The 24616-nt window shown below is 50.2% G+C and carries 19 protein-coding genes and 3 rRNA genes; 2 read left to right on the top strand and 20 right to left on the bottom strand.

Annotated elements, in window-relative coordinates; genetic code table 11:
• Positions 1–46 precede the first annotated feature (46 nt).
• The 8 genes from yabA to PBOR_RS00075 form a co-directional block, all read right to left on the bottom strand.
• On the bottom strand, positions 47–409 hold the full coding sequence (gene yabA, locus PBOR_RS00110; protein ID WP_042209904.1) for a DNA replication initiation control protein YabA: 363 nt from the start codon (positions 407–409) through the stop codon (positions 47–49).
• Positions 410–440: 31 nt separating this feature from the next.
• Positions 441–1241: a PSP1 domain-containing protein gene (locus PBOR_RS00105; RefSeq protein ID WP_039305726.1), complete on the bottom strand. Its 801-nt coding sequence runs from the start codon at positions 1239–1241 to the stop codon at positions 441–443.
• Positions 1242–1392: 151 nt separating this feature from the next.
• Entirely contained in the window at positions 1393–2367 is a 975-nt protein-coding gene (holB, locus tag PBOR_RS00100) for a DNA polymerase III subunit delta' (protein WP_042209903.1), read from the bottom strand.
• Positions 2368–2384: 17 nt separating this feature from the next.
• Positions 2385–2828, bottom strand: a complete 444-nt coding sequence (locus tag PBOR_RS00095) for a YaaR family protein (RefSeq protein ID WP_042209901.1) — start codon at positions 2826–2828, stop codon at positions 2385–2387.
• Between the two features lie 40 nt (positions 2829–2868).
• A complete protein-coding gene (locus tag PBOR_RS00090; RefSeq protein ID WP_036723983.1) occupies positions 2869–3198 on the bottom strand; it encodes a cyclic di-AMP receptor DarA in 330 nt (109 codons plus the stop codon).
• 114 nt (positions 3199–3312) lie between these two features.
• Positions 3313–3954: a dTMP kinase gene (gene tmk / locus PBOR_RS00085; protein WP_039305713.1), complete on the bottom strand. Its 642-nt coding sequence runs from the start codon at positions 3952–3954 to the stop codon at positions 3313–3315.
• Entirely contained in the window at positions 3955–5703 is a 1749-nt protein-coding gene (locus PBOR_RS00080; RefSeq protein WP_042209898.1) for an aminotransferase class I/II-fold pyridoxal phosphate-dependent enzyme, read from the bottom strand.
• A gap of 221 nt (positions 5704–5924) precedes the next feature.
• On the bottom strand, positions 5925–6110 hold the full coding sequence (locus PBOR_RS00075) for a sigma factor G inhibitor Gin (RefSeq protein WP_042209897.1): 186 nt from the start codon (positions 6108–6110) through the stop codon (positions 5925–5927).
• 208 nt (positions 6111–6318) lie between these two features.
• Here PBOR_RS00075 and PBOR_RS00070 point away from each other — a divergent pair, with 208 nt between their 5' ends.
• Positions 6319–6843 (top strand): hypothetical protein, encoded by a 525-nt coding sequence (locus PBOR_RS00070; protein WP_042209896.1) that lies wholly within the window; start codon positions 6319–6321, stop codon positions 6841–6843.
• 83 nt (positions 6844–6926) lie between these two features.
• Here PBOR_RS00070 and PBOR_RS00065 read toward each other — a convergent pair whose 3' ends face one another.
• The 6 genes from PBOR_RS00065 to gyrA form a co-directional block, all read right to left on the bottom strand.
• Positions 6927–7340 carry a hypothetical protein gene (locus PBOR_RS00065; RefSeq protein WP_039305704.1) on the bottom strand — a complete coding sequence of 138 codons (414 nt, stop codon included), beginning with the start codon at positions 7338–7340 and terminating at the stop codon, positions 6927–6929.
• A gap of 258 nt (positions 7341–7598) precedes the next feature.
• Positions 7599–7715, bottom strand: a 5S ribosomal RNA gene (gene rrf, locus PBOR_RS00060).
• A gap of 170 nt (positions 7716–7885) precedes the next feature.
• Positions 7886–10814 (bottom strand): 23S ribosomal RNA (locus PBOR_RS00055).
• A gap of 334 nt (positions 10815–11148) precedes the next feature.
• Positions 11149–12706: ribosomal RNA gene (locus tag PBOR_RS00050) — 16S ribosomal RNA — on the bottom strand.
• The 16S, 23S and 5S rRNA genes sit together here, the layout of an rRNA operon.
• A gap of 379 nt (positions 12707–13085) precedes the next feature.
• Positions 13086–14186: an HD-GYP domain-containing protein gene (locus tag PBOR_RS00045; RefSeq protein WP_042209894.1), complete on the bottom strand. Its 1101-nt coding sequence runs from the start codon at positions 14184–14186 to the stop codon at positions 13086–13088.
• Between the two features lie 147 nt (positions 14187–14333).
• Positions 14334–16880 carry a DNA gyrase subunit A gene (gene gyrA / locus PBOR_RS00040; RefSeq protein ID WP_042209893.1) on the bottom strand — a complete coding sequence of 849 codons (2547 nt, stop codon included), beginning with the start codon at positions 16878–16880 and terminating at the stop codon, positions 14334–14336.
• A 343-nt stretch (positions 16881–17223) separates the two neighbouring features.
• Here gyrA and PBOR_RS00035 point away from each other — a divergent pair, with 343 nt between their 5' ends.
• A complete protein-coding gene (locus PBOR_RS00035; RefSeq protein WP_042209892.1) occupies positions 17224–18114 on the top strand; it encodes a YheC/YheD family protein in 891 nt (296 codons plus the stop codon).
• Between the two features lie 92 nt (positions 18115–18206).
• Here PBOR_RS00035 and gyrB read toward each other — a convergent pair whose 3' ends face one another.
• From gyrB to dnaA, 6 genes are all read right to left on the bottom strand, one after another.
• Positions 18207–20117, bottom strand: a complete 1911-nt coding sequence (gene gyrB, locus PBOR_RS00030; RefSeq protein WP_042209891.1) for a DNA topoisomerase (ATP-hydrolyzing) subunit B — start codon at positions 20115–20117, stop codon at positions 18207–18209.
• Positions 20118–20163: 46 nt separating this feature from the next.
• On the bottom strand, positions 20164–20412 hold the full coding sequence (gene remB / locus PBOR_RS00025; protein WP_039295738.1) for an extracellular matrix regulator RemB: 249 nt from the start codon (positions 20410–20412) through the stop codon (positions 20164–20166).
• 15 nt (positions 20413–20427) lie between these two features.
• Complete coding sequence (gene recF / locus PBOR_RS00020; protein ID WP_042209889.1) at positions 20428–21546, bottom strand: DNA replication/repair protein RecF; 1119 nt, start codon at positions 21544–21546, stop codon at positions 20428–20430.
• Between the two features lie 23 nt (positions 21547–21569).
• Positions 21570–21797, bottom strand: coding sequence for a S4 domain-containing protein YaaA (gene yaaA / locus PBOR_RS00015; protein ID WP_039295744.1), 228 nt, complete (start codon positions 21795–21797; stop codon positions 21570–21572).
• A 46-nt stretch (positions 21798–21843) separates the two neighbouring features.
• Complete coding sequence (gene dnaN / locus PBOR_RS00010) at positions 21844–22986, bottom strand: DNA polymerase III subunit beta (protein WP_042209887.1); 1143 nt, start codon at positions 22984–22986, stop codon at positions 21844–21846.
• Between the two features lie 196 nt (positions 22987–23182).
• Entirely contained in the window at positions 23183–24529 is a 1347-nt protein-coding gene (gene dnaA, locus PBOR_RS00005) for a chromosomal replication initiator protein DnaA (protein ID WP_042209885.1), read from the bottom strand.
• Between the last annotated feature and the right edge of the window lie 87 nt (positions 24530–24616).

Below are 24616 nucleotides of genomic sequence, written 5' to 3'. Positions count from 1 at the left end.
AATTCAAAAAAAACCGTAGGCGAAAATCTCCTACGGCTGGATATCCTCATTTATTAAGAAAGGAAAGGCAGAACAGACAATCGCCTTCCGTTCGCAAATGTCCGAAATAGACATTGCAGATGTGAAAGCCTTCATGGTACAGCCTGGCCAGATTATCGTAACCTTCTCCGACAACCTCTTCTTTGCCTTCGGCAGCGAGTATAGCCTCCGCCTCAGCAGAAAGAGCGGCCTTATCCAGAGGGGCTTCCCTTTTCAATATGATACGTAGCTGCTCATTCTCCAGACTAAGCTTCTGATTAGCTTCCATCAGCTCTTTAACCGTCTGTTTCCAATCTCCTAGAGTGGTGCGCATTTCATCCATCTGCGCTTCCATCTCCTGCATGTGTGCAAATATATTTTTCTTCTCCAAGTTTCCACCCCGAAAGTAACCTTATAATGGTTTACTTGACGACAACATCATCCATTGGAAGTTCTTTAACTTTGCCCACTTCAAACAACTGCACATGAACCGTGCGGCTTCCGGCATTAATACCAACTACTTTGCCATCACCCAGTGAGGTTACGACGATTTTGCCTACCGCCGGCATTTCTTCCTTCGTGCTCTCATAATTATCATGCTCAAACTTCAGACAACACATCAGCCGTCCGCATAATCCCGAGATCTTGGTCGGGTTAAGCGAGAGGTTCTGGTCCTTGGCCATCTTGATGGACACAGGCTCGAAATCGCCCAGCCAGGAGGAACAGCAGAGCACCCGCCCGCAAGGTCCAAGTCCGCCAAGCATCTTGGCTTCATCACGTACACCTATCTGCCGGAGCTCGATGCGGGTCCGGAAAATACTTGCCAGGTCCTTAACCAGTTCGCGGAAATCCACGCGGCCCTCAGCAGTGAAATAAAAAATAATCTTATTACGGTCAAACGTAAACTCCACATCCACAAGCTTCATTTTGAGGCCATGATCGCGGATTTTATTTAAACAGGTGGTAAAAGCGTCCTTTGCAGCACCTTTGTTCTCTTCGACCACACGCGCGTCGGTTTCACCGGCAATACGCATGACCTTCTTGAGCGGCAGTACAACGTCTGCTTCCTGCACCTCTTTTTTGCCAACGACAACCTTACCGTATTCGACCCCTCTTGCTGTCTCAACAATTACGCATTGATCGCGTTCAATCGGGAAGTCAAGTGGATCAAAATAATATATTTTACCCGCTTTTTTGAAGCGGACACCTACTACGCTGTACAAAAATTAACCCCCTTGTTTGCCGGTAAAGGAATCCTTAAGCAAGCCTGCTTCCCAGATGATCCATGCTGCTTGTCCTTCCTCATCCGTTAAACCCGTACTTCCAGGTGCTGAAGCGTTTATCCGGAGGATTTATCATAAATAACCCGGCCTGTTAAATTTCTAACCGGATTAAGAACTGCTCCAAACACAACTGGGTATTGGTATTGGAGCGGAGCCTGCGCTTGCTCTCCACCGCAAATTCCATGTAAGCTACCCATTGTTCCGTACTCCGCTGACGGGCAGCCTTGGAAATGAAGTCTAACTGATCTATGAAAACGATACTTTCGTGCTTTCGGTACAGGAAGTAGAGCATATCTTTGAACCATAAGTGAAACATGCTGAATAGAATATCCAAATGTTCACCAAGCCCGGTCTTGAACACCTTCTGCCCTGCAGTTGCTACCGCGGAGCTGCCTTTGCCCAAAGACTCCTTTGCTAATTGTAACACTAGATTTCTCATTTCTGCAAACCAATTCTGTGCCAAAAGTTCCCTGCAGCCGTCAAGACCTGCAGTCAGTGATACCGCGCACCGTGCCAGCGGCACCGGAACCCCTTCACCGGACAGCGCCTGAAGCATAATATCCGGATGGAGCGGGCTAAACGGAATGCGCTGGGTTCTGGACTGGATCGTCGGCAGCAGGGAACTGCTGTTATCGGAGATCAGAATACCTACCGCAGGAGCAGGAGGCTCCTCCAGAAATTTCAGCAGACTGTTTGCGGCTTGCACCGTCATTTTGTCCGCTCCTTCTATAATATAAACCTTCGGGTTGATTCCTTCCGAGCGGTAGGAAAAAACGCGCTGAAGTTCACGGATCTGGTCAATCTTAATACTCGCCCCGTCGGGCCGCAGCAACGATAAATCGGGATGGTTGCCATGCTCTACCTTACGACACTCCAGACATTCCCCGCAGGCATCATCCTTGCACTTGGTGCAGAATATCGCTTGGGCGAACGTCATAGCCATTCTGACCTGACCGCTTCCTGGCGGGCCGGTGAACAGATAAGCATGACTTACAGCGTCCTTGCGTAAGGCATTTTGAAGCAGCCGCTTGGCATCCTCCTGGCCTAATAGTTCATCAAAAGACATATATTCCTCCAAGTTTGTCAGAACGAAAGGTTAATCAGCAGCCCGCGGATTTCTCCGACCCGTCCGAGCAGATCAATCCGGCCCTGTTCACTATCGAGCAGATCATCTGCCATATTCAGCAGAGCGGCATCAATCTCATCCAGCAGCTTGTAGCGTTTGCCCCGGCCGCGCCGGTCCCAGCCCTTGGTTTCCTTCAGGATCACTCCGCGGCGTGCAGTCTCCTCCAGAAACCGTTTGATCATATTCCGGTAGATAGCCAGTTCACGGACGGTCATTGATTTGGAGAGCCGGTCGCCTTGCTGCTGGATATCTTTAATCTGGCGGTTCAGTTCATCTATTGTTTTTTGTTCACTTTGCTGCTGAAATACATCGTTAAAGTTCTTTTGCACCACAGGCCGCCGGTCAGCTTCCGTGGTCGACAATTCACTTTTTAAGGGCCTGTAGCCCGGGTTGATCTTCAAAGGTATCTACCGCCCTTATGGTTTATTGCTATATTATGCGTTAGTAATGCTCGAAACGATCGACCGGAAGAACGAATACTGTAGCTCCGCCTACCTGAACTTCCACTGGAAGAGGCAAATATGAATCTGTCGTACCGCTCATCGGCGTTACAGGTGTGACCAATTGTTCGCGCACCTTGCAGCTGTTGCGGATTACACTGAGTACTGCATCCACCTGAATATCATCTACCCCAATCAGAAAAGTAGTGTTGCCTGCCCGCAGAAATCCGCCTGTACTCGCCAGCTTGGTTGCACGGAAATTCGCTTTTACTAGTTCACTGGATAGACGGTTGCTGTCCTTGTCCTGGATAATTGCAATGATCAAATTCATCTTCGTTTCCCCTCCTGCATTTGTTGTGATCACAGAGCTCCCGGCAGCAGCAGCTACCCCGCCGCAGGTCTGTGTTTAATCATTATACCTCTATTGTTTATTTGACAAAACATCTTAGAAATCCTTTAATATTCTGTCCTTCAGTGTCTGTACGATGTCCTGCTCCACCATATGGATCGGGCGGTTAGCATCAAGAACAACAATCCGCTGCGGATCGGAATCCACCACGAGCTGATAACCGGCTTTTACCTTCTGATGAAATTCAAGACTTTCCAGATCCAGACGATTGACTTCCCGGTTCTGATTGGCCGCTATCCGTGACAGCCCCACCTCGGGATCTACATCCAGATAGAACGTAAGATCAGGCATCCTGCCGCCGGTCGCAAACCGGTTAATTCCCCACACTTCCTCAATGCCAAGTCCTCTAGCATAGCCTTGATAGACCAGGCTGCTGTCTACAAAACGGTCGCAGAGCACAGTAATCCCTTCCTGTAGCGCTGGCTCGACTACTTCCGCCAGATGCTGGCTTCTTGCTGCCGCATATAACAGTGCTTCTGTCCGCGCATCCATGGCTGTATGCGCCGGGTCCAGAATTATGGAGCGGATCTTCTCGGCGATTTCAATTCCGCCCGGTTCGCGGGTGATTAAGTAGGGCATGGAATGATTCTGCAGATAAGCCGCTACTCTGCCGAGTACGGTTGTTTTACCGGAGCCGTCGCCTCCCTCCAGAGTAATGAAGAAACCTTCTCGCTTCACTTATACTTCTCCGCCCTTCTGAATGTTGTACACCTTAATATGCTGTAAGGCGGGATCGGCACAGGCCTGAAACTTAGCCCCGCCTTCACGTAGGCTGCCCAGCCTGCCGCATATGGACCCTGTTATGATCTCTCCGGGATAGAGCAGCGGTATACCCGGCGGATACGGAATAACCATCTCGGCCGCCACTCGGCCCGCACTTGCTTCAAGCGTTATACTCTCTGTCTCACCAGCGGCCACCGGCTTCGTGGAGAACGGGACCGGAGCTGAGATCAGCGATGCGCTGAAATTGTTCCACGTGGAATTATGGCTGAGAGAGGCTGGTATAACCTCTTCGCTATTATTATATGATGCAGCAGCCCTTACGGTCATGGAGGCGGAATCCGGTTGAGATTCCGCGATAGGGCTAGAGCCAGCGACAAGGCCAGCCCCTGCTGCCTCCTCAGGAGCAGAGCCGGAACCAGCAGCATACCTGGCCCCGGAGTCACAAGCTGCTTCTGTGCCGTCCGTCTGCGGCACCCCGCAGGCTGTCTGCGCCGCGATATCCCGCAACGCCTCCAGCAGCACCGCTGCATCCTCTGCCTTCGAGCCGAGGCTGAAGGCCAGAACCACGTGCCGGTCGTCGCTCATCTCCGGCACGATCCCCTTCGCCTCGAGCCTGCGCTGCAGCTCGAAGCCCCCCAGGACCCCGGCGGCGTCATAAATGACGGCCTTAAAGGGGTCCTGTGTCCCGTACGCCGCCCCGCGTTGCGGCGGCGTATCTGTCTCTGCGGCGTCAGCATCGCCGCAGGTGCGCTGCAGCGGCCCCGCCGGCTGCAGCAGCTGAAAGCGCGGCAGCGCAGCCAGGCCGCGCCGCAGTACGTCCACGGCGGCGAGCCCCGCCGTGAAGGCACCGGCGCGCTGGCTGTGCAGCAGCCGCCGGGCCAGATCGAGCGAAGCCATCACGGGGTAGGATGGGCTGGAGCTCTGCACCATGGCGAGGCGCTGGCGGAGCAGCGCGCGGTCGAGCCATGGCCCTTGCACATGCAGCATGGCGCCCATCGTCAGCGCCGTCAGCATCTTATGCGTGGACTGCACCACGCCGTCCGCGCCCTGGGCAAGCGCCCCGGCTGGCAGCGCCGGGTGCTGCCCGTAATGCGCCCCGTGCGCCTCGTCTACCAGCAGCGGAATCCCGCTGTCGTGACAGGCCTGCGCGAGGGGCGCAAGGTCACTGCCCATGCCGTAGTAATTCGGCATGGTGACCAGCACGGCGGCAGCCTCAGGGTATGCTGCCAGCGCAGCCTGCACCGTTTCTGCAGCCGGAGCAACTGCAAGCCCGCTGTCCGGGTCAATCTGCGGCTCCAGGAATACAACACGCGCCCCGGCCAGCATCAACCCGTGGATTACAGACTTGTGGACATTACGCTGCAGAATAAGCAGCATGCCCGGCTCAGGGCAAACGGTCAGAATAAGTGCCAGATTCCCCGATGTGCTGCCGCCAACCAGAAAGAAGCTTTCCTCGGCGCCGAAACAATCCGCCGCCAGCTCCTGCGCCTCCTGAATGACCCCTTCAGGATGATGAAGATCATCGGTTCCGGTAATCTCGGTCACATCATGACGCATCACTTCCGCCAGATACCCTGCATCCGGGGTATCCCGGTAAGCCTCGCCATTTTTGTGACCAGGCACATGATAAGATATATCATCCTTAAGTCTATATTGTTCCAGCATTTCGTATACAGGTGCCCTGCCAGGCTGTAGATTGTTCATTTGTTCTTCCTTCCCTGGGGGTTACCTTCTATTTTAACGCAAATATACCCAAACGCCTATTATTCTGCCCAAACTCTTCCCGCAACAACAAAACGGCCCCTCTCACCATACCCTGGCGGAGAAACCGTTAGATGAATCCTTTTATTTGCAGCCAACGCGACACAAATCCACCGCCCGCTCTTTATATACTATCCTGTAAACTCTAAGTGCTGCTTCTCTTGCTAGGCATTCTTCTGCAGATTGATCTTCTTCATCCGGCCAATGAAAAAACGGTACTTGGCATCTTCAGCCTCTGTACGCACCATCTCACTCTCACAATCTTCACAGATGAAATGCGAGACAATCACAATGCCCTCTTCCTTTTCTTGCCCGCAGATGATGCAGGCCTGCGCGATTTGCTGTTCCATATTCATCCCACCTTGACTCTTTTAAGAATAGTATGGTACACCTTCTATCATTTTAAACCTTTTCATAGTTTTTTCCTATCCATCATAGCCTGAAATATATATATTCGTCTAAAGCCCAATCGGTGTATCTGATCCCGGGTTTAATAAAATACACAGTTAGGCCGATATTAATAACAAGAGAACTTGTGAGGAGGTCTGAATTTTCTTTATGGAACCAAACACCAAAGGCGCTGCTACATTCTATCAATACAAGCTTATCAAAAAAATTAATATTTCCGCACCCCTGCTGCGGGTCTATATTGCGCTTCCTTTTGTGTTCCTTGTGCTGGAAACGGTTTTCTTATCCTGGCTGAGCATTCTGTTCATGATTATTGCCGGACCGGTAATGCTATGGATTCAATATGTCATTTCACGATCAGTCCTGCTGATCTCCGGTCACCCTATCGTAAAGCGGTGGAAAATGTCCCTTCAACTGCCTTGGCCGGGTTATATGCCTGATCAATATATCAACTATGGTATCTTCCGGAAGGTACAAATGCATAACCTGTGGATCGGCCTCTGCATTACAGCGCTCTTTATCGTCTGGGCTCCGCCTGCGTTTACTGCCTCTTTAGTGATTTGCCATCTATGGCTACTGCTGCCCCGCCTGTATACCCTCCTGCGGCTGCGCAGCGAAGCGAAAGACGGCATGCTGAAGTTCAATCCGGCTGACGCCTCCTATTACGCCCAATAATCTTAGGCAATCATACATAAGGGTGCATATTCAATCTGCATCCCACACAAAAAATCGCCATCCACATGCGGACGGCGATTTTTTCATTTGCTCTTTAAGCCTTTCGTCGTGACTTTCTTTTCCTTCGGGATCATTACAATGAAGTAGCCATCATGCACGGTTAAATGTACAATAAGTCCTTCTTTCTGAAAAACACGGGAGCTTCCGGAATCCTCATTACTCTGCTCCTCCCATCCCCATGCCTTGATCTCCTCAAGATAAGGTTCAGGTACACCCTTCTTCTCTTTCAGTCCGGGTAAAGAGTACCTTACATAATCCATGGCCACATTTGTAGTTGTCCTGTCAGGAGAACTCGCTTCTTTGGGAACCGGAAAACTCTTCTCATTGAGTGCGCCGTCAAACGTTTCCCAGGCCGGCTCTTTCGTTCCGCAACCGGCCAGCATAACTCCAACTATACAAAGAATAACTAATATCCATAAAGGTTGGGTTCGCTTCATACCTTAAATCCTCCTTACCTCTACCATGCATCTAAAGACGCAAGAAAATTCAAAGTTAGAATTTATCTGTAGTTCATTCGTATTAAGGCCTCTGCTTAATATTTGCACTTTTCTATTATACTTGGAACTATCGACTCGTCGGTAACAAAAATGTCACTCGTTTGTAAGCGTTTTATTTCTGATTTCTGCTTTTTGCCCTCTTTACCTCTGTATATATACAAAAAAGCCATTGTCGATTGCTCAACAATGGCTTCATGTGCTTGGCGGCGTCCTACTCTCCCAGGACCCTTCGGTCCAAGTACCATCGGCGCTGGAGGGCTTAACGGTCGTGTTCGGGATGGGTACGCGTGGAACCCCTCCGCTATCGCCACCAAACGGATTTTTTCCGGTCGCTTTTCTCCCTGAATTTCCTCAGGAAAATAATCAACCTTCCAAAATATACGCTGCGAGAAAAGATCAGTCCCCTGAAAGGACATGCAGCTTAAGATGTATCAGGCTTGATCGCCTGAAAACTGAATCCGAAACGAATCTGCGTGTTAGAATTATTGGATAAGCCCTCGACCGATTAGTATTGGTCAGCTCCATGCATTGCTGCACTTCCACCTCCAACCTATCTACCTCGTCGTCTTCAAGGGGTCTTACTAATTGGGAAATCTCATCTTGAGGGGGGCTTCACGCTTAGATGCTTTCAGCGCTTATCCCGTCCGTACGTAGCTACTCAGCCATGCTCCTGGCGGAACAACTGATGCACCAGCGGTACGTCCATCCCGGTCCTCTCGTACTAAGGACAGCTCCTCTCAAATTTCCTGCGCCCACGACAGATAGGGACCGAACTGTCTCACGACGTTCTGAACCCAGCTCGCGTACCGCTTTAATGGGCGAACAGCCCAACCCTTGGGACCTACTTCAGCCCCAGGATGCGATGAGCCGACATCGAGGTGCCAAACCTCCCCGTCGATGTGGACTCTTGGGGGAGATAAGCCTGTTATCCCCAGGGTAGCTTTTATCCGTTGAGCGATGGCCCTTCCATGCGGTACCACCGGATCACTAAGTCCGACTTTCGTCCCTGCTCGACTTGTAGGTCTCGCAGTCAAGCTCCCTTATGCCTTTGCACTCTGCGAATGATTTCCAACCATTCTGAGGGAACCTTTGAACGCCTCCGTTACTCTTTAGGAGGCGACCGCCCCAGTCAAACTGCCCGCCTGACACGGTCCCCGTACCCGCTTAGGGTACCAGGTTAGAACCTAGATACGATCAGGGTGGTATCCCAACGGCGCCTCCAGCGAAGCTTGCGCTCCGCTCTCACCGGCTCCCACCTATCCTGTACAGATCGTACCCAAATTCAATATCAAGCTGCAGTAAAGCTCCATGGGGTCTTTCCGTCTTGTCGCGGGTAACCTGCATCTTCACAGGTATTAAAATTTCACCGGATCTCTCGTTGAGACAGCGCCCAAGTCGTTACGCCATTCGTGCGGGTCAGAATTTACCTGACAAGGAATTTCGCTACCTTAGGACCGTTATAGTTACGGCCGCCGTTTACTGGGGCTTCGGTTCACAGCTTCGGGTTTAACCCCTAACCACTCCCCTTAACCTTCCAGCACCGGGCAGGCGTCAGCCCGTATACTTCGCCTTGCGGCTTCGCACAGACCTGTGTTTTTGCTAAACAGTCGCTTGGGCCTTTTCACTGCGGCCCCCTCGGGCTATTCACCCTACCGAGGCACCTCTTCTCCCGAAGTTACGAGGTCATTTTGCCGAGTTCCTTAACGAGAGTTCTTCCGCGCGCCTTAGAATTCTCTTCTCGCCTACCTGTGTCGGTTTGCGGTACGGGCACCTTCTCCTGGCTAGAGGCTTTTCTTGGCAGTGTGAGATCATGACCTTCGCTACTACAATTTTCGCTCCCCATCACAGCCCAGCCTTAACGGTGTGCGGATTTGCCTACACACCAGCCTCACTGCTTAGACGGACATCCATCAGTCCGCGTCACTACCCTCCTGCGTCACCCCATCGCTCATAGCGGATTACGGTGGTACAGTAATTTCAAACTGTTGTCCTTCGACTACGCCTTTCGGCCTCGCCTTAGGTCCCGACTTACCCTGAGCGGACGAGCCTTCCTCAGGAAACCTTGGGCTTTCGGCGGATCAGATTCTCACTGATCTTTTCGTTACTCATACCGGCATTCTCACTTGTATGCTGTCCAGCGCTCCTTACGGTACACCTTCAACCTACATACAACGCTCCCCTACCCCAGATGCAAAGCATCTAGCCATAGCTTCGGTGGTGTGTTTAGCCCCGTTACATTTTCGGCGCAGAGTCACTCGACCAGTGAGCTATTACGCACTCTTTCAATGGTGGCTGCTTCTAAGCCAACATCCTGGTTGTCTGTGCAACTCCACATCCTTTCCCACTTAACACACACTTGGGGACCTTAGCTGATGGTCTGGGCTGTTTCCCTTTTGACAATGGATCTTAGCACTCACTGTCTGACTCCCGGCAAGAAGTTAATGGCATTCGGAGTTTGACTGAGCTTGGTAACCCTTGCGGGCCCCGCACCCAATCAGTGCTCTACCTCCACCACTCCATTCACCGAGGCTAGCCCTAAAGCTATTTCGGGGAGAACCAGCTATCTCCGAGTTCGATTGGAATTTCTCCGCTACCCCCACCTCATCCCCGCATTTTTCAACATGCGTGGGTTCGGGCCTCCAGTGCGTGTTACCGCACCTTCACCCTGGACAGGGGTAGATCACACGGTTTCGGGTCTACGTCCACATACTCAGTCGCCCTATTCAGACTCGCTTTCGCTGCGGCTCCGGCTTCTCACCTTAACCTTGCATGTTAAACGTAACTCGCCGGTTCATTCTACAAAAGGCACGCCATCACCCATAAAGAGGGCTCTGACTTTTTGTAAGCACACGGTTTCAGGTTCTATTTCACTCCCCTTCCGGGGTGCTTTTCACCTTTCCCTCACGGTACTGTTTCACTATCGGTCGCCAGGTAGTATTTAGCCTTAGCAGATGGTCCTGCTGGATTCATACGGGGTTTCACGTGCCCCGCACTACTCGGGATCCGTCTCGGAGAGAACACAGTTTAGGCTACAGGGCTTTTACCTCTATCGCGGGCCTTTCCAGACCTCTTCGCCTACCATATTCCTTTGTAACTCCATGTGAGACGTCCCACAACCCCAAGGGGCAAGCCCCTTGGTTTAGGCTGTTCCGCGTTCGCTCGCCGCTACTGACGGAATCACTATTGTTTTCTCTTCCTCAAGGTACTTAGATGTTTCAGTTCCCCTGGTCTGCCTCTACATTTCCTATGTATTCAGAAATGAGTAACTGCGAATTACCACAGCTGGGTTTCCCCATTCGGACACCCCCGGATCAAAGCTTGCTTACAGCTCCCCGAGGCAGTTTCGTTGTTCGCCACGTCCTTCGTCGGCTCCTGGCGCCTAGGCATCCTCCGTGTGCTCTTATTAGCTTAACCAATCGCTCCGGTATTGGCTCATTCGCTCATCTTGTTTTAAACAGCGCTTCCGGATGAATCCGTCCGCTATTCTGTTTAAAGCCAAAAGTCCCTCATAATCCAAAACCATCGCTCAGCATGACTAATAACTATTTCAACTTGCTTACACAAGTTTCAGCTAAAAGATGTTCTAAAACGCAAATTCGTTTCGGTATCCAGTTTTCAAGGATCAAGTTAAAGATGAGAGCTTAAACTCTCAAAACTGACCAACGAGTGAGTAACAGGCCTAAACCTGAGTTTTGGAAGCTTAGCTTCCGATTTGAATGTCACCGTTGCAGGTGACGATTCTCCATAGAAAGGAGGTGATCCAGCCGCACCTTCCGATACGGCTACCTTGTTACGACTTCACCCCAATCATCTACCCCACCTTCGGCGGCTGGCTCCCTTGCGGGTTACCCCACCGACTTCGGGTGTTGTAAACTCTCGTGGTGTGACGGGCGGTGTGTACAAGACCCGGGAACGTATTCACCGCGGCATGCTGATCCGCGATTACTAGCAATTCCGACTTCATGCAGGCGAGTTGCAGCCTGCAATCCGAACTGAGACCGGCTTTGCTGGGATTGGCTCCACCTCGCGGTTTCGCTTCCCGTTGTACCGGCCATTGTAGTACGTGTGTAGCCCAGGTCATAAGGGGCATGATGATTTGACGTCATCCCCACCTTCCTCCGGTTTGTCACCGGCAGTCACTCTAGAGTGCCCAGCTTAACCTGCTGGCAACTAAAGTCAAGGGTTGCGCTCGTTGCGGGACTTAACCCAACATCTCACGACACGAGCTGACGACAACCATGCACCACCTGTCTCCTCTGTCCCGAAGGCCGCCGCTATCTCTAGCGGATTCAGAGGGATGTCAAGACCTGGTAAGGTTCTTCGCGTTGCTTCGAATTAAACCACATACTCCACTGCTTGTGCGGGTCCCCGTCAATTCCTTTGAGTTTCAGTCTTGCGACCGTACTCCCCAGGCGGAGTGCTTACTGTGTTAACTTCGGCACCAAGGGTATCGAAACCCCTAACACCTAGCACTCATCGTTTACGGCGTGGACTACCAGGGTATCTAATCCTGTTTGCTCCCCACGCTTTCGCGCCTCAGCGTCAGTTACAGCCCAGAAAGTCGCCTTCGCCACTGGTGTTCCTCCACATATCTACGCATTTCACCGCTACACGTGGAATTCCACTTTCCTCTTCTGTACTCAAGTCACCCAGTTTCCAGTGCGACCTCAGGTTGAGCCCAAGGTTTAAACACCAGACTTAAATGACCGCCTGCGCGCGCTTTACGCCCAATAATTCCGGACAACGCTTGCCCCCTACGTATTACCGCGGCTGCTGGCACGTAGTTAGCCGGGGCTTTCTTCTCAGGTACCGTCACTCCGGTAGCAGTTATTCTACCGGACGTTCTTCCCTGGCAACAGAGCTTTACGATCCGAAAACCTTCATCACTCACGCGGCGTTGCTCCGTCAGGCTTTCGCCCATTGCGGAAGATTCCCTACTGCTGCCTCCCGTAGGAGTCTGGGCCGTGTCTCAGTCCCAGTGTGGCCGTTCACCCTCTCAGGTCGGCTACGCATCGTCGCCTTGGTGAGCCGTTACCCCACCAACTAGCTAATGCGCCGCAGGCCCATCCCCAAGCGACAGATTGCTCCGCCTTTCATTCTCTCTTCAGGAGAGGAAAGAAATTATCCGGTATTAGCTACCGTTTCCGGTAGTTATCCCAGTCTTGAGGGCAGGTTGCCTACGTGTTACTCACCCGTCCGCCGCTAAGCAGGAATGGAAGCAAGCTTCCATTCAAACTCCGCTCGACTTGCATGTATTAGGCACGCCGCCAGCGTTCGTCCTGAGCCAGGATCAAACTCTCCAAATTGTATTTAGAAAGAGCGATTGCTCATTTTGAAACATCTGACGAGAATTGTTATATTCTCTACTTTGGATCTCGCCGAAGCGATCTCCGATACTCACTCGTTGTTCAGTTTTCAAAGATCAAGCTCGTTGTTAGCGCCGCTCACTGCGTCACCAGCAACTCTTATAATATATCACATCCAACCTATCAATGCAAGCTCTTTTTTCAACTTCTTTTTCGAGCCCGACGTTGATGTTTCGCGGCCAGAAATAGAATATATCATGTATAGATTCTGATTGCAAGCATTATTTTGAATTCAATTATAAAAGCTATGCCCCTAATAACCGCCCGGATAAGGCTAGCCACAGATGACATAGCTTCTGTTGATCACACCCGCTTATGCCTAAGCAATAATCTCCTGAATATGAAGCTCCCGTTCATTGACCAGATTCACGATCTTGCCTTCAACCTGGACCATTGGTCTTGTAGGATTAGTGCGATCCGTAAAGATGATCTCCCCATGCCGCCCGTCGCTGAGGCGTATCCGCGTGCCATTATAGAGATCCGTTGTTTTTTGAATGAAGGTTTGTACAATAACCGGGTCTAGCTTCCCGAAGCTCTCCTTCTGAATCTGCTCCAGAACCAGATAAGGCGACTGAGCCTTCCTGTAGGATTTTTCAAGCGTCATGGCATGGAAGATATCGGCGACCGCAACAATCTTCGCATAGAAGTGAATCTGGCTGCCATCCAGCTTAAGCGGATAACCAGAACCGTCTATCTTCTCATGATGCTGCAGGGCAGCTAGTCTGACACCTTCGTTGATTGCTGTAACATTACGCAACAGCTGGTATCCATAGGTGGTATGCCTGCGTACTTCTTCTATCTCAGTGCCCTTAAGAGGAGTCGGCTTGTGCAGCAAAGTCTCATCAACCTTAATGTTCCCTATATCATGAAGCAAACCGGCAAAGGCAGCCTGCATCCAATCCTTTTGCGGATATCCGCACCACTGGGCAATTTTATATGAAGTTAGGGCTGACAATACAGCGTTATGATAATTATAGTCCTGGTCAAACAGGACACGCGGTGCAAACTTCAAGACATGATAATCTTTCAAATGGCTGATCAACAGCTCCAGTTGGCTCCGCAACTCAAATATCGGAAGTACCGCTGCGGTTGCTGCGCGATAACTCTGCTTAATTAGCACCAGCATCTTCTCATACTCATCGTGAAGCGGAGAATTGCTCTTGGCCAGTATGGACTCATTAATGAGCGCACCTGTTTTGGCTGCCTGCTGCTTCACTGCCGGTTTGGAGCCTTCCTGAGCTTTGTCCTCTCCCTGAACTCCCTCAATCTCCACTTGCCCTATCAAAAAGGCTTGCAGTATCTCAATATCCCGCGGAAGTATGATCTTGCCTTTACTGAATAACACTCCTCCCAATGGAGTGATTACATCCTTAATAATCTTTGATCCCGCTTTGATCTCTCCAACGGATATGTTTGGCATAAATTCAGCCCCTTTATTTCTGTGACACCTGTAATTCTCTAATTATAGTATGGAACCCGGCAAGCGGCTAGATAGCGGACTCCCATTCTATAAATAAAAAAGCATGAGCTTCTATAAATCAGAAACTCATGCTTATGCTGCAAAGGATTATTCGAGGCTATCGTCTTCGTTCCCGGTATCCGTTTCCGCTTCAGGCTCGCTAATTTCGCCATCGCCTTCCACTACTGTACCTTGAATTTCTTCGCCTTCCTCTTGCTCGGACAAGTCATCTTCCTCTTTATCCGCTCTGCATAGCGTAGCCACTGCATCATCCTCACGGATGTTAATCAGCTTAACGCCCTGTGCGTACCGGCCCATTGTGGAAATTCCATCCATACTGGTCCGGATTAGAGTACCGCTGGTCGTAATAATCATGAGGTCCTCATCAGTCTTGACAACCTTCAGCCCGACTACCGGTCCGTTCTTATCGGTAAGGTTAATAGTCTTGATGCCTTTACCTCCGCGGGTCTGCGAACGGTAATCACCGGCAGGTGTCCGTTTACCATAACCCTTGGTTGTTACAATCAGCACTTCAAGATCCTTGTCCACGCAGTCCATACCAATGACATGGTCATTGTCATCAAGCGTGATCCCTTTAACCCCTGTAGCACTGCGGCCCATGGAACGCACATCGCTCTCGGAGAAGGTAATCGACATTCCGCGTGCAGTCCCGATAATCAGGTTCTGCTCACCATCGGTCAGCTTCACTTCAATCAATGAATCTTCCTCACGGAGATTAATCGCGATCAGACCACCCTTGCGGATGTTGTTGTAGTCCTCCAGAGGGGTCTTCTTCACGATCCCTTCCCGGGTAGCGAAGAACAGGTATTTGTCGCTGTCCGCTTCCTCTACCTGGATTACCGCGCTAATCTTCTCACCCTGCTCAATTTGAATCAGGTTGATGATCGGCGTTCCCCGGGCGGTGCGGCCAAGCTCCGGAATCTCATAAGCCTTAATCCGGTACACTTTACCTTTATCGGTGAAGAACATCAGGTAGTTATGGGAATTACTCACGAAGAGATGCTCCACAAAGTCCTGGTCCTTGGTATCCATCCCGATTACACCGCGGCCCCCGCGCTTCTGGCTGCGGTAAGTGCTAACCGGAAGACGTTTGATGTAGCCGGTATGTGTAATCGTGATTACAACCTCTTCACGTGGAATCAGATCCTCATCGAGAATACTCTCTTCCCCAACCGTAATTTCCGTACGGCGGTCATCAGAGTACTTATCACGAATCTCCTGCAGCTCATTGCTGATAATCTCCAGGACGAGATGCTCATTAGCCAGAATCTCCTTGTATTCAGTGATTTTGGCCAATAATTCGTTATATTCATTCTCAATCTTCTCGCGTTCCAGACCGGTCAGGCGTTGCATCCGCATATCGAGGATCGCCTGAGCCTGCTCCAAGCTTAGACTGAAGGTCTCCATCAAGCCTTCACGGGCAATATCTGTTGTCCGTGAAGCACGGATAAGAGCAATAACCTCATCCAGATGATCGAGGGCAACACGCAGGCCTTCCAGAATATGCGCCCGGGCTTCCGCCTTCTTCAGGTCAAACACGGTCCGGCGACGGATAACTTCGATCTGATGCTGCAAATAATGATACAACACATCACGCAGGTTCAGAATCTTCGGTTCATTATTGACGATAGCCAGCATGTTAATCCCGAAGGTAGACTGCATAGAGGTATGTTTGTAGAGGTTGTTGAGCACGACGCTAGGATTCACATCACGTCTCATTTCAACGACTACACGCATTCCGTTACGGTCAGATTCATCACGCAAATCCGTAATGCCCTCGATACGTTTCTCACGCACCAATTCAGCAATCTTCTCAACCAGTCTGGCTTTGTTGACCTGGTAAGGAAGCTCATGCACAATAATCCGCGCTTTACCGTTATTCTCTTCAATCGTCGCTTTGGCACGCATAGTAACCGATCCGCGTCCTGTGCGGTAAGCCTGACGGATGCCTTCACGGCCCAAAATATAACCGGCCGTCGGGAAATCCGGGCCCTGAATATATTCCATAAGCTCCATAGGCGTAATGTCAGGATTCTTGATCATTGCCTGTACACCATCAATGACCTCGCCCAGATTGTGCGGAGGAATATTGGTAGCCATACCGACCGCAATCCCCGAAACCCCGTTCACAAGCAGGTTAGGGTAACGCGCCGGCAATACTACAGGCTCATTCTCTTCACCGTCATAGTTGGGAGCGAAATCAACTGTTTCTTTGTTCAGATCGCGGAGCATTTCTCCGGCGATTTTGGACAGCCTCGCTTCGGTATAACGCATCGCAGCTGCCATATCTCCGTCAATGGAGCCGAAGTTTCCGTGGCCGTCTACGAGCATATAGCGCATGGAGAAATCCTGTGCCATACGTACCATTGTTTCATAAACCGCCGAGTCACCGTGAGGGTGATACTTACCGATAACCTCACCGACGATTCTCGCTGATTTCTTGTGAGGTTTATCCGAGGACATTCCAAGTTCCGACATCGCAAACAAAATGCGTCGGTGAACAGGCTTAAGTCCATCCCGCACATCCGGCAAAGCCCGGCTTACAATGATGCTCATTGCGTAATCCATAAAGGATTCACGCATTTCCACGCCAATGTCCCGATCCCTGATTTGCGGGTTATTTTGTTCAGCCATGAGTTGGTGGACCTCCTTCAGTTAAAAACCGCTACCCTTTATTATATTACTTTCACAAAAGCAGCACAATTAAACATGATAGCCTTTTATCTTCTATATTGATTTTCTTTTAGTACGGATAAGGATATACGCCCTTTCCGCTGGTGTCTTCAGTACATAGACTGTAAAGACAAGAAGAATGGCTTTATGACCCTGATTTCGTCCAAAAAAGCATAACCCCATATCCTTATATTATAACATTGTTTAGTTAGATTGTCCTGAAAATTCGCCACAGATGAACAAACGGATATACGTTCATCTGTGGGAAAACCGGCAACTGCACAACTACCCAAGGAGGCAGAAAATGAGGATTCAGCGCGTGTCCAGCAAGTGGGCAAAAACGAAAGTCATTCTTCAGAACCGCCTGCTCTCGGTCTTCATTCCGGAAACACGTAAATACGCCCTGGAAGATTTGAAAGAGCTGCTGGGTCTGTACGGAACGGTATATATCAAACCTGACCGCGGCACCTACGGCAGCGGAGTCATGAGAGCTGAACAGCGGGTAGTTCATTTGAGCCCCAGCGAGCAGCAGCCGGACTTCAGCTACCCGGAAGCAGATCCCTTAACCTGTGAAGCAGAAGCACCAGCAGAACCCAAGCTGATGTATATTCTGAGATACGCCAAAGATGCGGAGATTTTCAATACACCGGAAGAGCTTCATGCTGCCCTATTGCCGCGGATTAAGGGGCGTACTTATCTCGTGCAGCAAGGCATAGATCTGCTCCAGCATCAGGACCGGCCTTTTGATCTGCGGGTACTGACCCAGAAGAATCTTCAGGGAGCCTGGGAGACTACGGGCATGCTCGGCCGCGTGGCCGCTCCGCAAAAGGTGGTCACGAACTATCACAACGGAGGCAGCATCTTTCAGATCGATGACCTGTTCCAGGAACATATGACGCCAGGCGAAATGACTGCAACCATCCAGCAGCTGAAATCACTGGGAGTTAGAATCGGTTCACAGCTGGAAACGGCCTATCCGGGTCTCAAAGAGATCGGACTGGATGTGGCAATGGATCAGCATCATGATCTGTGGCTGCTTGAGGTTAACACGCTGCCGTCGATCATTGTCTTCAAAATGTTCCCGAACAAAGCTATTTACCGCAGAATCCAACGCTATGCTGTTGCCTATGGACGTTTGAAGCGCAACCGGCCGGCCCCGGGCTACCGCCGCAGAAAACCAAGGCTAAAGCGCTAATCCCCCCCCGACAGCAAAACGTTATTCCCAATAAAAAAACCTCCGGTTTCATCCCTTACGGGAGAACCGGAGGTTCGTTATATAGCTTGCGTTTAAATATCGAGATTTTTGACAGATTGAGCATGCTCCTGAATAAATTCACGGCGCGGTTCAACATTGTCACCCATAAGTGTATCGAAGATGCTGTCAGCCAGCATCGCATCCTCAATCGTTACCTGCAGCATCGTGCGGCTCTCAGGATCCATTGTAGTATCCCAGAGCTGCGCGGCATTCATCTCACCCAGACCTTTGTAGCGCTGTACGTTAACTTTGACGTTCTCGCCAAAGCCAGCGATGATCTCATCGCGTTCCTTCTCGGTCTGCGCGTAGCGGATGACTTTGTTGCGCTCAATCTTGAACAGCGGCGGCTGGGCGATGTAGATATACCCGGCATCGACAATCTTCCGCATGTAACGGTAGAAGAAGGTCAGCAGCAATGTTCTGATGTGGGCACCGTCGACGTCCGCATCGGTCATGATGACAACCTTGTGGTAACGTGCCTTGGACAGATCGAAATCATCACTGATGCTAGTCCCCAGAGCGGTAATAATCGCCCGGATTTCAGCGTTGGACAAGATCCGGTCGAGCCGGGCTTTCTCTACGTTCAGGATCTTACCGCGCAGCGGCAGGATTGCCTGGAAATGACGGTCACGGCCTTGCTTGGCCGATCCGCCCGCAGAGTCACCTTCGACGATGTACAGCTCACTGATTGACGCATCCTTGGAGGAGCAGTCAGCCAGCTTGCCCGGGAGGGCACTGACTTCAAGCGCACTCTTACGGCGGGTCAGCTCACGGGCCTTGCGGGCTGCTTCACGGGCACGTGAAGCCTGCAGCGACTTCTCCAGCACCTTGCGTGAGACAGCGGGATTCTCTTCCAGGAACTCCTGCAGCTTCTCGCCGAACAGAGATTCGACGATCCCGCGGACTTCACTGTTTCCCAGCTTGGTCTTGGTTTGGCCTTCGAACTGCGGCTCAGGAATTTTGACAGAGATAATTGCTGTCAGACCTTCACGGACATCATCTCCGGTAAGATTCTGGCTGCTGTCCTTGATCACGCCTGCCTTGCGGGCATAGTCATTGATGATTCGCGTCAAGGCACTCTTGAAGCCGGATTCATGCGTTCCGCCCTCATGGGTGTTGATATTGTTGGCGAAGGAATAAATGTTCTCTGTGTAAGAATCGTTATATTGGAGAGCCACTTCAACCGCGATCATATCCCGTGAGCCTTCCACGTAGATCGGATCATCATGCAGGGCTTCTTTTTTCTCATTGAGATATTTCACATACTCCACAATACCGCCGTCATACTTGAATGTATTAGAGACTCCGGTCCGTTCATCCGTCAGAGAAAGCTCAATGCCCTTGTTCAGGAAGGCAAGCTCGCGGATACGGGTAAGCAGAGTTGCGTATTCAAAAATAGTTGTCTCGGTAAAAATCTCCGGATCCGGGTGGAAGGTTGTAGTCGTCCCTGTCTCCTCGGAATCTCCGATTACCTTGATGTCATATTGCGGCGCACCGCGTCTATACTCCTGCTGGTAGACATGTCCGTCACGTTTGACCGTTACAACTACCTTCTCGGACAATGCATTAACAACAGATATACCCACACCATGAAGACCGCCGGAAACCTTGTAACCTCCGCCGCCGAATTTACCGCCTGCATGCAGGACAGTCATTACGACCTCAAGTGTAGATTTCTTCAGCTTTACGTTCTCGCCGACAGGTATTCCCCGCCCGTTATCAATAACAGTCACGCTGTTATCTTCATGAATTTTTACTTGAATCCGGTCGCAAAAACCTGCCAGCGCCTCATCGATACTATTATCGACAACCTCCCAGACCAAATGATGCAGACCTTTGGCGCTAGTGGAGCCAATGTACATGCCGGGACGTTTCCGAACCGCTTCCAGCCCTTCCAGTACCTGAATCTGGCTCTCATCATATGTCGGTTGATTCATTGACATGCCTTCACCTACTTCTTTCAGATTATCTCCTGTAACTACCGAAACATTATATTTCTAACAAGATTTTGGCTCTTTTTTTGAGAGTGGAGGAGGAGATAGGGGAGTAGTAGACAGTATTCTTGGTGACGACAATAGACTTCGCTTCCTCTTCACCAATGCGCTCCAGCTTCTTATCCTGCTGGGAATGAGTCATGAATTGCTTCGACACCTTGGAGGATTTCTCAATCGATATATCAAATATAGCAATCAACTCTGAGGATCGAATAATTTTCTCTCCGCCCAAATGAATATACATGGTCTTCCTCCGCTCTTATAACTCCACTGTGCCGCCGTGAACATGATACAGGCTTGCGCCTTTTAATTTATCGGCATTCAGTCCCTCCACACCGGTGGCGGTGATGAAAGTCTGTACCTTGCTTTGAAAAGTTTCGATAAGCTGGGTCTGACGATAGGGATCAAGTTCAGACAAAACATCATCAAGAAGCAGCACAGGATACTCTCCGATCTCCTCATGGATCAGTTCAATTTCCGCCAGCTTGAGCGATAAAGCTGCCGTACGTTGCTGTCCCTGGGAACCGTAGACCTGAGCTTCTCTTCCGTTGATAAAAAAGGACAGGTCATCCCTATGGGGACCCGTCAGCGTCATGCCGCGCCTGATTTCCTGATCTCTCGTTTGTGATAACTTTAACATAAATTTGTCTAATAAGACAGCTTCATCTTCCTCTTCACGCTCACCGAAAGAGGGGACATAGAGCAGTTTAAGCTCTTCTCCGCCGTTTGTAATGCCGCGGTGGATGCTTTCTGCCCATATCTGCAGCTTCTTTATGAATTGTTTCCTTTTTTTGACGATTTTAACACCATGCTCTACAAGTTGGGCATCCCAAATCTCCAGAAGCTCCTTGCCGGCTGCCTCTTTTCCCCATAACTGCTTCAGCAGATTGCCTCTTTGGAGCAGCACCTTCTGGTATTGCTGCAGATGAAACAGGTAGCTGGGCTGGACCTGGCCAATCTCCATGTCAAGGAACCGGCGCCGTATGCCCGGGGTGCCTTTGACAATCTCCAGATCCTCCGGAGCAAACATCACCACATTCAGTGAACCTACGAATTCACTAAGCCGGCGCTGCTCCAGTCCGTTAATTCTGGCTTTTTTGCCTTGAGCCGACAGGGTTAGCTCCAGCTTAAGATCACCGTATTTACGCTCCACTTCGGCTACAATCTGTGCGGAACCTGCGGGAGCATCGAACGATATGAGTTCCTTGTCCTTGGAGGTACGGTGGCTTTTGGTCATCGCCAGGACGAACAAAGCCTCCATGAGATTTGTTTTGCCTTGGGCGTTCTGGCCGAGAATGAGGTTCACATCCCCCAGATTCGTAAGGCGCAGCAGCCCATAGTTGCGGTAATACTGCAGACCGATGTTTTTGACAAACAAGACCCTGATCCTCCTTGGGTGTACTACTCTTTGACTCCGCCGCCTTCAACTTCGAATACGCCGTTATCCTGTACCTCTATCTTATCACCCGGGTAGAGCTTTCTGCCACGGCGTTCTTCTTTCTCCCCGTTCACTTGCACATGCCCTTCCTGCAGCAGCGCTTTGGCCATACCGCCTGTGGATACACAATCCGCCAGCTTCAAAAACTGGTCCAGCTTAATATATCCACTGTGGATAACTATTTTTTTCATCTTTTTTATCCTTTCCACCACTTATCCACAGGTCATGGACAGGGCGTTAATTGGTTGTCCGGTAAGGCAGAATGACATATAGGCTGCGGCTCTCGTCGAGCGGTCTGAGAATTATCGGACTCATCATGCCGGTGAAGGCAATCACGAGCTGCTCACTCTCCACAACCTTCAGTACGTCCAGCATATATTTGGAGTTGAAGGAGATCCGCAAAGGCTCACCTTTGAAATCAATCACTTCAAGTTCTTCGCGGACCTTACCCAGCTCAGACGAGCTGGAAGAAATCTCTACATCACCATTCTCAAGAGTCTGCATGCGGACGATGTTCGTTTTTTCTTCACGGGACAGCAAATAAGCGCGGTCAATCGATTCGCTGAGTTTTTTTGTATCAAGAGTTAGTTCTGTTTTGTAGTTGGTTGGAATAATTCTAGAAGTATCCGGATAAATTCCGTCCAGGATCCGCGAATAGAACAGCACTTTGTCGATTTTGAACAGGACCTGGTTATCTGCTACGACAATATCCACCAGCATATTCTGATCCGGAATAATTTTGCTGAGCTCGTTCAGCGTTTTGCCGGCAATAACAATATTCGCAAACTGAACATTCTCTGTACCTTCCAGATGTGCTGCTCTTGTTGCCAGACGGTGGCGGTCGGTAGCGGTGAACTTAAACTCGTTATCGGCAAGATTCCACAGAATCCCCGTCAGAATCGGTGTTGTCTCTTGTGTAGAGATGGAGAAAGCGGTTTGTTTAATCATATTCTTCAGCAAATCGCCTGGCATCGAGATGGTTTCATTCTCCTCAATGCTTGGCAGAACAGGGAATTCTTCAGGGTCCAGGCCAACAATCTGAATCTCCGTAGATCCGGAAGAGATATAGGTTTGAAAGCCCTCTTTGACTTCCATGTGAATTTCTTTGGAGGGAAGCTTCTTGATGATCTCGACAAAGAACTTGGCTGGAAGCACTACGCTGCCGGGCTGTTCCACTTTTACGATCGTATGGCTGTCATTTTCTGCAGGGATAAAGGATTGGATCGAGATATCCGTGTCGCTTGCCGTCAATGTTACTCCCTGGTGGCTAACCTCAAGCTTGATTCCGGTCAAAATAGGGATGGTTGTTCTGCTCGAGATCGCCTTGGAGACATGTCCTATGGATTCGTTAAGTTCATTCTTGAGAATGCTGATTTTCATGATTTCACTCCTAGCTGAAAAATTGGGAAATGGGTGTACGTTTATCTTCTTTGAAACCTGCTCTTAGAAGATGAATTATTATAGTTATTTAATAGTATTAGTAGTAGGGGCTCCGTTTATGTGGATAAGTCACTAAACAGCATAAAATTAAGCCTACCCACATGTGTATAGATTGTGTATAGGCTCTTTGTTCCTCTTAGGAAGGATTTTTAATTTTCTCCGCAAGATTATTTACCACTTTATATAGCTCCTGGTCCACCTTTAATTGCTGCGTAATCTTCTCATGGGCATGGATAACTGTCGTATGATCGCGTCCTCCGAAGGCCTCGCCGATCTTGGGAAGCGAATAATCGGTTAATTCACGGGAGAGATACATGGCAATCTGCCTTGGAAAAGCAACAGCCTTCGTGCGTTTCCGCGCTTTGAAATCCTCCATGCGCAAATTGTAGTATTCCCCGACTTTTTGCTGAATATCGTTGATCGTAATCATCTTCGGCCGGCTGGAAGGAATGATATCCTTCAGTGCTTCAGCTGCCAGATGCGTCGTCACATCCTGGTTAGTCAGTGATGAATAAGCCACAACGCGTATTAGCGCGCCTTCAAGCTCACGGATGTTCGTATCAATCTGATTAGCGATATACATCATCGCTTCGTTCGGGATATCCAGGTTCTCTGCCTTAGCCTTCTTACGGAGAATGGCAATCCGTGTTTCCAGATCCGGAGGCTGAATATCGGTGATCAGTCCCCATTCAAAGCGCGAGCGCAGCCGTTCTTCCAGCGTGGGAATTTCCTTTGGAGGCCGGTCGCTTGAGATAATAATTTGCTTGCGTTCTTCATGAAGAGCATTGAACGTATGGAAAAATTCCTCCTGCGTTGACTCTTTGCCGGCCAGGAATTGAATATCGTCAATCAGCAAAATGTCAACATTGCGGTATTTGTTACGGAAGCTTTCACCACGGTTGTCACGAATGGAGTTGATGAATTCATTCGTAAATTTCTCGGACGAGATGTAGATAACCTTATTATTGGGGTTATGCTCCAGCACATAGTGCCCGATGGCATGCATCAAGTGAGTCTTCCCGAGACCCACGCCTCCGTACAAAAACAAAGGATTGTAAGCTTTGGCCGGCGCTTCGGCTACTGCCAGTGAGGCCGCATGCGCAAAACGGTTGCCCGAGCCGATCACGAACGTATCAAAAGTGTATTTGGGATTGAGCAAATGCGTCTGTGCTTCTTCGCGTGAAACTGCGGGAGAGGGTGCCATTTGTTGAACGATCGGCTCAGAGGGTTTGTTCTCTTCAATTACAAATTTGACGTCAACCTGTTGTCCGGTGACCTCATAAACTGTTGCTCCTACCAGTTTGGTGTAGCGACTTTCCAGCCATTCTACGGCAAAAGTTGTAGGCGCCGAGATAATAAGAGCCTGGGGGCTAAACGTTAAGGCCTTGGTAGCCTTAAACCAGGTATCAAAGCTCGGCTTGCTTAGTTTGGTTTGAATAATCGATAAAATTTGCTGCCATAATTCGGAAGTATGGCTGTCCACAGACTGTCACTCCTTTAAATCTTCCAAATGTGGCATCAGCCATGAAGTGGAAATGTCGAAGAAAATGGGTTGTTGCTGAATCTTATC

This window comes from Paenibacillus borealis, from assembly GCF_000758665.1.
In the GTDB taxonomy this organism is placed as follows: Bacteria; Bacillota; Bacilli; order Paenibacillales; family Paenibacillaceae; genus Paenibacillus_AQ; species Paenibacillus_AQ borealis.
The sequence above is the reverse complement of the archived record's forward strand: the minus strand, read 5'-3'. Positions and strand labels throughout refer to the sequence as shown.